The organism is Modicisalibacter ilicicola DSM 19980, assembly GCF_900128925.1.
Classification (GTDB): domain Bacteria; phylum Pseudomonadota; class Gammaproteobacteria; order Pseudomonadales; family Halomonadaceae; genus Modicisalibacter; species Modicisalibacter ilicicola.
The window spans coordinates 1-12,587 of record NZ_FQUJ01000012.1 but is presented as its reverse complement, the minus strand read 5'-3'; the positions used below and the strand labels follow the sequence as shown (position 1 = coordinate 12,587).

At 63.0% G+C, this 12,587-nt stretch carries 12 protein-coding genes; 10 read left to right on the top strand and 2 right to left on the bottom strand.

Annotated elements, in window-relative coordinates; translation table 11 throughout:
• The 10 genes from BUA41_RS13260 (at window position 1) to sthA (ending at window position 10,467) form a co-directional block, all read left to right on the top strand.
• Window positions 1-1,452, top strand: coding sequence for a glyceraldehyde-3-phosphate dehydrogenase (locus BUA41_RS13260; protein ID WP_072823667.1), 1,452 nt, complete (start codon window positions 1-3; stop codon window positions 1,450-1,452).
• Between the two features lie 293 nt (window positions 1,453-1,745).
• Window positions 1,746-3,095 (top strand): Na(+)-translocating NADH-quinone reductase subunit A, encoded by a 1,350-nt coding sequence (locus BUA41_RS13255; protein WP_072823665.1) that lies wholly within the window; start codon window positions 1,746-1,748, stop codon window positions 3,093-3,095.
• A gap of 4 nt (window positions 3,096-3,099) precedes the next feature.
• Window positions 3,100-4,335: an NADH:ubiquinone reductase (Na(+)-transporting) subunit B gene (locus tag BUA41_RS13250; RefSeq protein WP_072823663.1), complete on the top strand. Its 1,236-nt coding sequence runs from the start codon at window positions 3,100-3,102 to the stop codon at window positions 4,333-4,335.
• On the top strand, window positions 4,335-5,108 hold the full coding sequence (locus tag BUA41_RS13245; protein WP_072823661.1) for a Na(+)-translocating NADH-quinone reductase subunit C: 774 nt from the start codon (window positions 4,335-4,337) through the stop codon (window positions 5,106-5,108). Before BUA41_RS13250 ends, BUA41_RS13245 begins: the two co-directional genes overlap by 1 nt.
• A 2-nt stretch (window positions 5,109-5,110) precedes the next feature.
• On the top strand, window positions 5,111-5,788 hold the full coding sequence (locus tag BUA41_RS13240; RefSeq protein WP_072823659.1) for an NADH:ubiquinone reductase (Na(+)-transporting) subunit D: 678 nt from the start codon (window positions 5,111-5,113) through the stop codon (window positions 5,786-5,788).
• A complete protein-coding gene (gene nqrE / locus BUA41_RS13235) occupies window positions 5,788-6,408 on the top strand; it encodes an NADH:ubiquinone reductase (Na(+)-transporting) subunit E (RefSeq protein ID WP_072823657.1) in 621 nt (206 codons plus the stop codon). Before BUA41_RS13240 ends, nqrE begins: the two co-directional genes overlap by 1 nt.
• A gap of 23 nt (window positions 6,409-6,431) precedes the next feature.
• Window positions 6,432-7,664 carry an NADH:ubiquinone reductase (Na(+)-transporting) subunit F gene (gene nqrF, locus BUA41_RS13230; protein ID WP_072823655.1) on the top strand — a complete coding sequence of 411 codons (1,233 nt, stop codon included), beginning with the start codon at window positions 6,432-6,434 and terminating at the stop codon, window positions 7,662-7,664.
• On the top strand, window positions 7,661-8,728 hold the full coding sequence (locus tag BUA41_RS13225; RefSeq protein ID WP_084671576.1) for an FAD:protein FMN transferase: 1,068 nt from the start codon (window positions 7,661-7,663) through the stop codon (window positions 8,726-8,728). Before nqrF ends, BUA41_RS13225 begins: the two co-directional genes overlap by 4 nt.
• The gene (gene nqrM / locus BUA41_RS13220) at window positions 8,725-8,982 is read left to right on the top strand and encodes a (Na+)-NQR maturation NqrM (protein ID WP_072823653.1); all 258 of its coding nucleotides are present in this window, start codon (window positions 8,725-8,727) and stop codon (window positions 8,980-8,982) included. The genes BUA41_RS13225 and nqrM overlap by 4 nt, the downstream gene beginning before the upstream one ends.
• Window positions 8,983-9,075: 93 nt before the next feature.
• Entirely contained in the window at window positions 9,076-10,467 is a 1,392-nt protein-coding gene (sthA, locus tag BUA41_RS13215; RefSeq protein ID WP_072823651.1) for a Si-specific NAD(P)(+) transhydrogenase, read from the top strand.
• A gap of 16 nt (window positions 10,468-10,483) precedes the next feature.
• Here the strand turns inward: sthA and BUA41_RS13210 are convergent, their stop codons facing one another.
• Window positions 10,484-11,347: a DNA replication terminus site-binding protein gene (locus BUA41_RS13210; RefSeq protein WP_072823649.1), complete on the bottom strand. Its 864-nt coding sequence runs from the start codon at window positions 11,345-11,347 to the stop codon at window positions 10,484-10,486.
• A 116-nt stretch (window positions 11,348-11,463) separates the two neighbouring features.
• A complete protein-coding gene (gene trhO, locus BUA41_RS13205) occupies window positions 11,464-12,408 on the bottom strand; it encodes an oxygen-dependent tRNA uridine(34) hydroxylase TrhO (RefSeq protein ID WP_072823647.1) in 945 nt (314 codons plus the stop codon).
• Window positions 12,409-12,587 lie beyond the last annotated feature (179 nt).

The window sequence follows — 12,587 nt, the reverse complement described above, 5'->3', positions numbered from 1 at the left end:
GTGAGTCAGGAAAAACTCGACGCCTATTTCCAGGAATGGCAGGACACCGAAGCCCTTGCCGAGGAAATGATCCCTCTGCTTGGCGTGCTCTATCGCAAGTACAATGTCGTGCCGTCGCTCTACGGCCGTTCACTGATCAATCGCTCGGTCCTGCGCATCATCAAGAACCATCGCTACGTGAAGAAGATCGAGGGCACCGAGCTTTCTCTGCGCGACACCTTCCCCATGGTCAAGGCGATGACCGAGCTCGACCTGGGGCCGGCGCACATCGACCTGGGGCGGCTGGCGGTCGCCTTCAAGCACAGCGGCCGCGATGACGTCGAGGCCTACCTGAAGGAAGAGCTGGCCGACATCGTCGGGGCGCACGGTGCCAATGGCATGGGGGGCGAGCCCAAGGACGTGGTGCTCTACGGGTTCGGTCGTATCGGTCGTATCCTGGCGCGCATCCTGATCGAGAAGGCCGGCGGCGGCAACCTGCTGCGGTTGCGCGCCATCGTCGTGCGTGGCGCCGGAGACGATCTCGAGAAACGTGCCAGCCTGCTGCGTCGGGATTCGGTACATGGCCCGTTCGCCGGCTCGATCAGCGTCGACCACGAGAACAGCGCCCTGATCGCCAACGGCAACTACATCCAGGTGATCCATGCCGATTCGCCGAGCGAGATCGACTACACCGCGTACGGCATCGACAACGCCATCGTCGTGGACAACACCGGCAAGTGGCGCGACGAGGAGGGGCTGTCCCAGCATCTGCAGTGCAAGGGCGTCGCCAAGGCCCTGCTCACGGCCCCGGGCAAGGGGGACGTCAAGAACATCGTCTACGGCATCAATCACCACGACATCGGCGAGGATCGCATCATCTCCGCGGCCTCCTGCACCACCAACGCCATCGTGCCCGTGCTCAAGGCGATGAACGACGAGTATGGCATCGTGCATGGCCACGTGGAGACGGTGCACTCCTACACCAACGATCAGAACCTGATCGACAACTACCACAAGGGCGATCGTCGTGGCCGCAGCGCGCCGCTCAACATGGTGCTGACCGAGACCGGCGCGGCCAAGGCGGTGGCCAAGGCATTGCCGGAGTTGACGGGCAAGCTGACCGGCAACGCCATCCGCGTGCCGACGCCGAACGTCTCCATGGCGATCCTCAATCTCAACCTGGGCAAGAGCGTCGACGCCCAGAGGGTGAATGCCTACCTGCGCGAGATGGCCCTGCATTCGCCGATGCAGAAGCAGATCGACTATATCGACTCCCCCGAGGTGGTCTCTTCCGATTTCGTCGGCAACCGCCATGCCGGCATCGTCGATGCCAAGGCGACCATCGCCGACGGCTCCAACGCGGTGCTCTACGTCTGGTACGACAACGAGTTCGGCTACAGCTGCCAGGTGGTGCGCCTCATGCAGCAGATGTCCAACGTGCATTTCAAGTACCTGCCCCTCGCGCGGGATTGAACGCGCCCTCATCGCCCCGGCCGGTCCGGGGCGGTGACCTCTCGGCCATTTTCCTGGCACCCCCGACCTTCGATCAGGTGGCCTTTCGGTAGCCGTCTCTCTATAATAGTCGCGACTTTTTGCAGCGATCCGCTTGATCGCGGGTCGGCCAAGACAACCTTCTGATAAGAAAAGAATTCGAGCCGTCCGGCCCCGCTGGGCGGATGCATGGCGTTGTATCGCCCGCGAGCGGGAATCGACGCCCGCGCATTTCTCATCCTTTCTGACATCAGAGCCGATAACTGGGCGAGACTATGATCGAAGTCAAACGAGGCCTGGATCTCCCGATCGACGGGGCGCCTGAGCAGCGTATCCACGATGCCAAGCCCGTTCGTCATGTGGCGATTCTGGGACCCGACTACGTCGGCATGAAGCCGACCATGGAGGTCAAGGAAGGGGACAAGGTCAAGCTGGGACAGCTACTGTTCACCGACAAGAAGATCCCGGGGGTGCGCTTCACGTCCCCGGGGGCCGGCGAGGTGATCGCCATCAATCGCGGCGAGCGGCGCATGCTGCTGTCGGTGGTGATCAAGCTCGACGAGCAGGAGGAAGCCGTCGGTTTCACCGCTCACGGTGCCGAGGCGCTGGACAGGCTCGATCGCCAGGTGGTGGTCGATCAACTGGTGGAATCAGGACTCTGGACGGCGCTGCGCACGCGCCCCTTCTCCAGGACACCGGCCCTCGATGCCGTTCCGGCCGACATCTTCGTTACCGCCATGGACACCCACCCGCTTTCCGCGGACCCGGCGAAGATCATCGCCGAAAACCCCCAGGCCTTTGCCCATGGCCTGAAGGTGCTCAAGCAACTGACACCGGGCAAGGTGTTCCTGTGCCAGGCGCCTGAGGCGGATCTGCCGGGTGGCGACATCGAAGGCGTTCAGGTCGAGGCCTTCAAGGGGCTGCATCCGGCCGGCTTGCCGGGAACGCACATTCATTATTTGTCCCCCGTGGGCCTGAAGCGGCAGGTCTGGCATGTCGGCTACCAGGACGTGATCGCCATCGGCATCCTGTTCGCGGAAGGGCGTCTGGATCTGCGGCGTATCGTCGCAGTCGGCGGCCCGCGCGCCCAGCAACCGCGGCTGTTGCGTACCCGAGTGGGTGCCAGCACCGCGGAACTGCTCGAGAACGAAGTCGTCGAACCGGATGAGACCCGGGTGATTTCGGGATCGGTGTTCGGCGGCTTCACCGCGGAAGGCTCGCGACGCTTCCTCGGGCGTTTCCACTCCCAGATCTCGCTGATCGAGGAGAACAACAAGCGCGCTTTCCTGGGCTGGCTCTCGCCCGGTCGCAATCGTCACTCGATCATGGGAATCTACGTTTCCCAGTTCCTGGGGTTGCCGAAGTACGCGCCCGACACCTCCACCAACGGTTCCGAACGCGCCATGGTGCCCATCGGAGCCTACGAGAAGGTCATGCCACTGGATATCCTTCCGACGCAGCTGCTGCGCTCCCTCATCGTCGGCGATATCGAGAATGCCATGCAGCTCGGCTGCCTGGAGCTGGACGAAGAGGACCTGGCCCTTTGTACCTACGTCTGCCCCGGCAAGTACGAGTACGGTCCCATCCTGCGTGACAATCTCACCACGATCGAGAAAGAGGCCTAATCCGATGATGGGTATTCGCAAGACACTCGACAATCTCGAGCCGCACTTCCACAAGGGTGGCCGCTACGAGAAGTTCTATGCCCTCTACGAGGCCGTAGACACCATCTTCTACTCCCCGCCGGACGTCACCAAGGGCACGGCCCACGTGCGTGACGGCATCGATCTCAAGCGCATCATGATCACGGTGTGGCTGTGTACCTTTCCGGCCATGTTCTTCGGCATGTACAACGCCGGCTGGCAGGCCAACATGGCGATCGCCGACGGCTACGCCTCCATGGACGGTTGGCGGGAAGCGATCACCATGACCCTCTCCAGCGGTCATGATCCAGACAGCCTGTGGGCCAATTTTGTTCAGGGGGCCGCCTACTTCCTGCCGATCTACCTGGTCACCTTCGTGGTCGGCGGCTTCTGGGAAGTGCTGTTTGCCGTCAAGCGCGGCCACGAGGTCAACGAGGGCTTCTTCGTCACCTCCGTGCTCTACGCCCTGATCCTGCCCCCCACCATCCCGCTGTGGCAGGTGGCGCTCGGCATCACCTTCGGCGTGGTGATCGGCAAGGAGATCTTCGGTGGCACCGGCAAGAACTTCCTCAACCCGGCGCTGACCGGTCGCGCCTTCCTCTACTTCGCCTATCCCGCCCAGATCTCCGGCGACGCCGTCTGGGTCGCAGCCGACGGTTACACCGGCGCCACCGCGCTCTCCATGGTGGTGACCGATGGCATGTCGGGCATGAGCGAGCAGTACAGCTGGATGGACGCCTTCCTCGGTTTCGTGCCCGGTTCCGTGGGCGAGGTCTCCACGCTGATGATCCTGCTGGGAGCGGCGGTACTGCTGCTGACCCGGGTGGCGTCCTGGCGCATCATGCTGGGCGTCCTGCTGGGCGTGGTGGCGATGTCGCTGCTCCTCAATATCATCGGTTCCGATACCAATGCCATGTTCGCCATGCCCTGGTACTGGCACCTCGTCGTCGGCGGTCTCGCCTTCGGCCTGGTGTTCATGGCCACCGACCCGGTCTCGGCCTCGATGACCAACCCCGGCAAGCTGATCTTCGGCGCCTTGATCGGTGTCATGACGGTACTGATCCGGGTGGTCAACCCAGCCTTCCCCGAGGGCATCATGCTGGCGATCCTGTTCGCCAATCTGTTCGCCCCGTTGATCGATCACTTTGTCGTGCAGGCCAACATCAAGCGCCGTCAGAAGCGTGAGGCAGCCTTCAATCCGGTTAATAAGGAAGTCGCCTGATGGCAGCAAGCAACAATTCCATCAAGAAGACACTGACGGTCGCGCTGGCCCTGAGCATCGTCTGTTCGGTCATCGTCTCCACCGCGGCGGTGGTGCTGCGCCCGACCCAGCAGATGAATCAGGAGCTCGATCGCAAGAGCAACATTCTTCAGGTGGCGCAGCTCTACCAGCCCGGCGTCGACGTCAACGAGTTGTTCAAGGAGAAGATCACCCCGCGTGTGATCGATCTTGAAACCGGGGAGTACTCCGAAGAGCTCGATCCCGAAACCTACAACCAGTTCGAAGCGGCCAAGGACCCGGCGACTTCGCGGACGCTGTCGGGTCCCCACTCGCCCGGGCTGAGCCGTCTGGAGGAGTTCTCCACGGTCTACCTGGTCGGCGACCCAGAGAATCCCGACCAGATTATCCTGCCGATTCGCGGCCAGGGCCTGTGGGGCCTGATGCGCGGCTTCCTGGCGCTGGAAGGGGATGGCAACACCATCGTTGGCCTCTCCTACTATGACCACTCGGAGACGCCGGGGCTTGGCGGCGAGGTGGACAACCCGCGCTGGAAGGCCCAGTGGGATGGCAAGAAGGTCTACGACGACAGCCCGATGCAGCCCGAGATTCGCCTGGTGAAGGGCGGGGCCGACTCCGAGTACGAGGCGGATGCCCTGTCCGGTGCCTCCTTGACCAGTCGTGGCGTCACCAACATGCTGCAATTCTGGCTGAGTGAGGCCGGCTTCGCCGACTATCTCGCCCGGTTCCACGACAATGTCCAAGGAGGAGCGTGAGCATGGCCGCCTCTGATACTCCGAAAAGTGTTCTTCTATCGCCGATCTTCAAGAACAATCCGATCGCCCTGCAGGTGCTCGGTATCTGCAGCGCCCTGGCGGTGACCAACTCGTTGAGCGTCTCGCTGGTCATGGGCATTGCGGTAATTGCGGTGACGGCGTTTTCCAACCTCTTCGTCTCCCTGATTCGCCACCACATTCCCTCGTCGATCCGCATCATCGTGCAGATGACCATCATCGCTTCCCTGGTCATCGTGGTGGACCAGGTGCTCAAGGCGTATGCCTACGAGATGTCCAAGCAGCTCTCGGTGTTCGTGGGGCTGATCATCACCAACTGTATCGTCATGGGCCGTGCCGAGGGCTACGCCATGCAGAACGGTCCGGTGATGAGCTTCCTCGACGGGGTGGGCAACGGCCTCGGCTATACCGTGATCCTGCTGTTCGTCGGCTTCGTGCGCGAGCTGCTGGGCTCCGGCAGCCTGTTCGGCATCACCATCCTGCCGGCGGTGCAGAACGGCGGCTGGTACGTGCCCAACGGCCTGATGCTGCTGCCGCCCTCGGCATTCTTCGTCATCGGTCTGCTGATCTGGATCCTGCGCTCCTTCCACCCGGATCAGGTCGAGAAGACCGAATACCGCATCGTTGCCAACAGTAAAACCAAGATCAAGGAGACCGTGTGATGCTTGGCCACTATCTTAGCCTGTTCGTCCAGGCGGTCTTCGTCGAGAACATGGCCCTGGCGTTCTTCCTGGGCATGTGTACCTTCCTGGCCGTCTCCAAGAAGGTCTCGTCCGCGATCGGCCTGGGAATCGCGGTGGTCGTGGTGTTGACCATCACCGTACCGGTCAACAACCTGATCCTCCATTACCTGTTGCGCGAGGGCGCGCTGACCTGGACCGGGATCGAGGGGGCGGAGAACATCGATCTCTCCTTCCTCGGCTATCTCTCCTACATCGGGGTCATCGCCGCCATCGTGCAGATTCTCGAGATGTTCCTCGACAAGTTCGTGCCGGCGCTCTACAACACCCTGGGGGTCTTCCTGCCGCTGATCACGGTCAACTGCGCGATTCTCGGCGCGGTGCTGTTCATGGCGCAGCGCGACTATGCCTTCGGCGAGTCGATCGTCTACGGCGCCGGTGCCGGCATCGGCTGGGCCCTGGCCATCACGGCCCTGGCGGGTATCCGCGAAAAGCTCAAGTACAGTGACGTGCCGGCCGGGCTGCAGGGACTGGGTATCACCTTCATTACCGTCGGGCTGATGTCGCTAGGCTTCATGTCCTTCTCCGGTGTTCAGCTATAAGCCAACGGGAATAGGAAATCGACATGGTTGATACATCCATCATCTTGCTTGGTGTCGTCATGTTCACCGTGGTCGTGATCGGCCTGGTGCTGGTGATCCTCGCGGCACGCAGCCGGCTCGTGAGCAGCGGCGACGTGACAATCGAGATCAATGACGATCCCTCCAACACCATGACCACTCAAGCGGGTGGCAAGCTGCTGCAGACCCTGGCCTCGAATGGCATCTTCCTCTCTTCCGCCTGTGGTGGCGGTGGCTCCTGTGCCCAGTGCAAGTGCCGGGTGATGGAAGGGGGCGGCTCGATCCTGCCGACCGAGGAGTCCCATTTCACCATGCGCGAGAAGAAGGAGGGCTGGCGGCTCTCCTGCCAGGTGCCGGTGAAGCAGGACATGAAGATCGAGGTGCCGGAGGAGGTATTCGGCGTCAAGAAATGGGAGTGCGAGGTAACCGCCAACCCCAACGTCGCCACCTTCATCAAGGAGCTCAATCTCAAGCTGCCGGAAGGCGAGGAAGTGGACTTCCGGGCCGGCGGCTACGTTCAGCTGGTGGCGCCGCCCTACGACATCAAGTTCTCCGATTTCGACATCGAGGAGGAGTATCGCGGCGACTGGGAGAAGTTCGGCCTGTTCAACATCGCCCACAAGAACAGCGAAGAGGTCATCCGCGCCTACTCCATGGCCAACTACCCGGAGGAGAAGGGGCTGCTCAAGTTCAACATCCGCATCGCCACCCCGCCGCCCAACACCGACCATCCGCCGGGGTTGATGTCGACCTACGTGTTCTCGCTCAAGCCGGGCGACAAGGTCACGGTGATGGGGCCCTTCGGGGAGTTCTTCGCCAAGGAGACCGACGCCGAGATGGTCTTCATCGGTGGCGGTGCCGGCATGGCGCCGATGCGCAGCCACATCTTCGACCAGTTGAAGCGTCTGAAGTCGACTCGCAAGATGTCGTTCTGGTACGGCGCGCGCTCCTGGCGCGAGACCTTCTACAACGAGGAGTACGACCAGCTGGCCGAGGAGTTCGACAACTTCGACTGGCACCTGGCCCTCTCCGATCCGCAACCGGAGGACAACTGGGAAGGTCCCACCGGCTTCATCCACAACGTGCTGTACGACCTGTATCTCAAGGATCATCCGGCGCCGGAGGATTGCGAGTACTACATGTGCGGACCGCCCATGATGAACGCTTCGGTCATCAAGATGCTCACCGACATGGGGGTCGAGCCGGAGAACATCATGCTGGATGACTTCGGCGGATGATGCACGCAGGTTGTCGCAAGCAGACAGGGCCGGCCTCGAGGGGGCTGGCCCTGTTGTTAATGGTGCTCGCGTCGGCGCTGCTGACGGGCTGTGACACGGCTCCCGCCGAGCACCGCTTCCAGGGACCGATCTTCGGCACCGGGTACCATGTCACCGTCTACGCCGAGCTGGCGGAGGACGACTATGCCAGGCTGGAATCGGGCATTCTCGCCGAGCTGGAACGCATCGACAGCCTGATGTCCACCTACCGTGACGACTCCGAGCTGTCGCGCTTCAATCGGCTGCCGGTCGGCGTGCCGTTCTTCGTGTCGCCGGCCACCGCGGAGGTGCTCCGTGAGTCGATGCGCATCGCCAGGCTCACCGAAGGTGCCTTCGACGTGACGGTCGGCCCGGTGGTCAATCTCTGGGGGTTCGGGCCCGAGGGACGGCCCGAGCAGGTGCCCGACGAGGCGACGTTGCGCGAAGCGCTGGCCCGGGTCGATGCCGAGGCCCTGCACCTGGAGGATGGCCGCCTTTCCAAGACCAAGCCGGTCTATGTCGACCTCTCGGGGATCGCCAAGGGGTATGCCACCGACCGGGTCGCCGACTATCTGGAGTCGCGGGGTATCGAGGACTATCTGGTCGAGGTGGGAGGCGAGATCCGCACCCACGGCACCAAGCCCGGTGGCGCCGCCTGGCGCATCGCCGTCGAGAAGCCGGTGTCCAGCGAGCGCAGCGTGCAGCGCATCATCGACCTGGGCGATGCCGCCGTGGCGACTTCCGGCGACTATCGCAACTATTTCGAGAGTGATGGGGTGCGCTACTCCCACACCATCGACCCGCGCAGCGGCCGGCCGATCGACAATCGCGTCGCCTCGGTGACGGTGATCACTGAGCGCTGCGCCACCGCGGATGCGCTGGCCACGGCCTTCACCGTCATGGGCGCCGAGGCCGGCCTCGATCTGGCAGAGGCCCAAAACATCGCCGTCTATTTCGTTGTCAGACAGGATGACGGCTTCGAGACGCGTATCAGCTCGTCCTTCGAGGTCTATCTGGACGAGTTCGCCGAGGAGGAAACGATATGACACTGTGGATGCTAGTACTGGGCTTCATGCTGCTGATGATCGCCGCCATGTCCATCGGCGTGCTTCTGGGACGCAAGCCCATCGCCGGTTCCTGTGGTGGCCTCAACAAGCTGGGGTTGAAGGAGGGGTGCGACATCTGTGGCGGCAAGGACGAGGTGTGCGAGGAAGAGAATCGCAAGCAGCAGGCGCTGGCTCAGCGGCGCGCCGACGAAAAGCGCGGTGCCGACCTGGGATACGATGCGACCAGGCGCTGAAAACTTGCAGGCAGTCCCTGATCGATACACCTCACGTTTCGTGTAACGCCAGAGTCGCAAACGGCAAATGGGCAAACAGGAGAGACGAGCGCAGTGGCAGTTCATAATTACGATGTCGTGGTGATCGGTACCGGGCCGGCGGGCGAGAGCGCCGCCATCAACATGGCCAAGCACGGGTTGCGCGTGGCTGCCGTGGAGAGGCAGTCCGCGGTCGGCGGCAACTGCACCCACTGGGGAACGATCCCCTCCAAGGCGTTGCGCCACCAGGTCAAGCAGATCATGCAGTTCAATACCAATCGCATGTTCCGCGACATCGGCGAACCTCGGCTGTTCTCGTTTCCCCGGGTGCTCAAGCGCTCGCTGACGACCATCGATCGCCAGGTCGAGATGCGCACCACCTTCTATGCGCGCAATCGCATCGACCTGTTCTTCGGTGTGGCACGCTTCAAGGACGAGCACACCCTGGTGGTGCGGGACAACAACGAGGTGTCGGAAGAGCTGACCGCGCACAAGTTCGTGATCGCCACCGGCTCGCGCCCCTACCGTCCCGGCGATATCGATTTTCGCCATTCGCGCATCTACTGCTCCGATACCGTGCTGGGCATGACACACACGCCGCGGACGCTGATCATCTATGGTGCCGGGGTCATCGGCTCCGAATACGCCTCGATCTTCTCGGGGCTGGGGGTCAAGGTCGATCTGATCGATACCCGGGACCGCCTGCTGTCGTTCCTGGACGACGAGATCAGCGACGCGCTTTCCTACCACCTGCGCCAGCATGGCGTGCTGGTGCGCCACAACGAGGAGTACGCGTCGGTCGAAGGAGACGATTCCGGGGTGGTGGTGCAGTTGAAATCCGGCAAGAAGCTGCGCGCCGATGCCTTCCTGTGGGCCAACGGACGCACCGGCAACACCGACGAACTGGGGCTCGAAACCGTCGGCCTGCAGGCCAACGGTCGTGGCCAGCTCCAGGTCGACGACCACTACCGCACCGAGCTGCCGCACATCTACGCGGTGGGCGACGTGATCGGCTGGCCGAGCCTGGCGAGTGCTGCCTACGATCAGGGCTACAATGCCAGTACCGACCTGCTCGACCGGGAGTTTCGTTTCGTCGAGGACATTCCCACGGGCATCTACACGATTCCCGAGATCAGTTCCGTGGGCAGAACCGAGCGAGAACTGACCGAGGCCAAGGTGCCCTACGAGGTGGCTCAGGCATTCTTCAAGGACACCGCCCGCGCCCAGATCACCGGCGACACCGTCGGCATGCTCAAGATCCTCTTCCACCGCGAGACGCTGGAGATCCTGGGCATTCACTGTTTCGGCGACCAGGCCTCGGAGATCATCCATATCGGCCAGGCCATCATGCAGCAGCAGGGTGCCGCGAACAGCCTCAAGTACTTCATTCATACCACGTTCAACTACCCGACCATGGCCGAAGCTTATCGTGTCGCCGCCCAGAACGGGCTGAACCGGTTGTTCTGACAATCACTCCCGGCGACTAGCCCCGGTAACGGTAGACGCGCAGGCTCGGCAAGAAGACGTCGTCTTCCAGTCGTTCGTCGCTGCGCTTGGCGCGGGTGCGGCCTTTCGGCGGGCGTGGCAGCGGCCTGTTGTGGTCCGGCAGGCGGCCATCCGCCGCGGGGATGAACAGCGGCAACGGCAGGTTCATGGCCCGCCGCAAGCGGCCATCGGCCAGCGGTTCCCGAAAGAACAGGTTGGCACGCATGACCGGTGCCTGGCGCTGCACCTGGGCCAGCGGCTCGCCACTGGGTATGCCTGCCAGGCGCTTGAGCTGAATGCGAACATGCGGGGCATCAGCATCGAGTTTCAGCAGCCTGCGTTCGGCGTCCTCTACCGAGAGCCGCTTGATCGAGCGCCCGCTGCTGTACCAGGCCAGCCGTACCCGCGACAGGGGGGCGTCCGCCACGGGCAGATGACGCCAGCACTGCTTGAGGTGCAAGCGCGCTAGCCCCTGGCCGCGCAGGTGGTCGTGCAGCACCGGATGGCGGAAGGGCAGAACCGCCTTGATCTCGGGAATCAGCGCGCCGGCCTGCTCGCGAATCCGCGTCAGGAGCGTGCCGAAACGGTCCTTGGCGGCATTGGCCCTTGCCACCGCCTCAAGTAGTGCCTCGTCGGCCGCGATCAAGCCGACATAACTGCGCGTGGCACGCCCGTCCTGGCCATCCTGATACCAGAAATCGAGCAGCGCTCGGCGCAACCACTCGGCATCTGGGCGCGGCGACTCGAGGGCCCAGGCCTCGCCGGGACTGGCGGCATAGACGGCAAGCACGGCCTCGATGCGCTCGATCAGATGGTCGAAGGCGGCCTCGAGCTCGGCGAGAAGGCGGTACTGAAGTTCCATCGGACCTTTCCTCGATAGTTTTTATACCGTTATCGTAACGGTGGGCGTGCCGATTGTCACCGCCATTCGCGTATGCCAGGCCGGGCGTCGATGACGGCGCCCGGCCTGGACGTCGCTCAGGCCTCGACACTCTCCCGAGACCGAGGGTCACGGCCGATGGGGTGGGGGTCCTGGCGGGCCTTGGCCAGTTCGATCTGCCGCTGGCGCTCCCGAGCCCCGGCACGGGTCTTTTCCGGAAGCGAATCCCAGCAGTGCGGACAGCTCACGCCAGGCGAATAGTGCGGTGAGGCGCGATCTTCACTGGACAGCGGGCGGCGGCACGCGTGGCACTGCTCGTATTCGCCCTCGCTCAGGTCGTGGCGCACGGTGACCCGGTTGTCGAACACGAAGCAGTCTCCTCGCCAGAGCGACCGCGACTCGGGCATCCGTTCGAGATAGTTGAGGATGCCGCCCTTGAGGTGATAGACCTCCTCGAACCCCTCGTCGAGCATGAAGCTCGAGGCCTTCTCGCAACGAATGCCCCCGGTGCAGAACATGGCGACCTTCTTGTGCCTGGCCGGGTCGTAATGGGCCTTGATGTAGTCGGGGAACTCGCGAAACGAGCGCGTCCCGGGATTGATCGCGCCCTTGAAGGAGCCGATTTCGACCTCGTAGTCGTTGCGGGTGTCGATCACCAGCACCTCGGGATCGTCGATCAGATCGTTCCACTCCTCGGGGGCGACGTAAGTGCCCACTGTTCTGTTGGGGTCCACGTCAGGCACGCCCAGGGTCACGATCTCCTTCTTGAGCTTGACCTTGGTGCGATAGAAGGGCTGCTCGTCGCAGTAGGACTCCTTGTGGTCGAGCTCCGCGAAGCGCGGATCGGCCTTCAGCCAGTCCAGCAGCGCGTCGATGCCTTCGCGGCGGCCCGAGACGGTGCCGTTGATGCCTTCCCGGGCCAGCAGCAGCGTGCCCTTGACGTCGTGGGCCTTGAGAATCTCGAGCAGGGGCTCGCGCAGGGCCACGTAGTCGGTCAGCGTGACGAACTTGTACAGCGCCGCCACGACAATCGGCTGATTCATGCAAATCTCTCCAGCGGGTCGTCCGCGTAAAGGACGGACCGGAACGTATTTTCAAGCGAACATATTCTACGCCAAGGGTGGCAGGGCTTTCGACCTCCAGGTGTGACAGGCGTGGTGCGCTTTGAGGTTTCATGCGGATTTGGCTTGGCCCATCGCCCGGTAAACCGGGCTCCTACAAA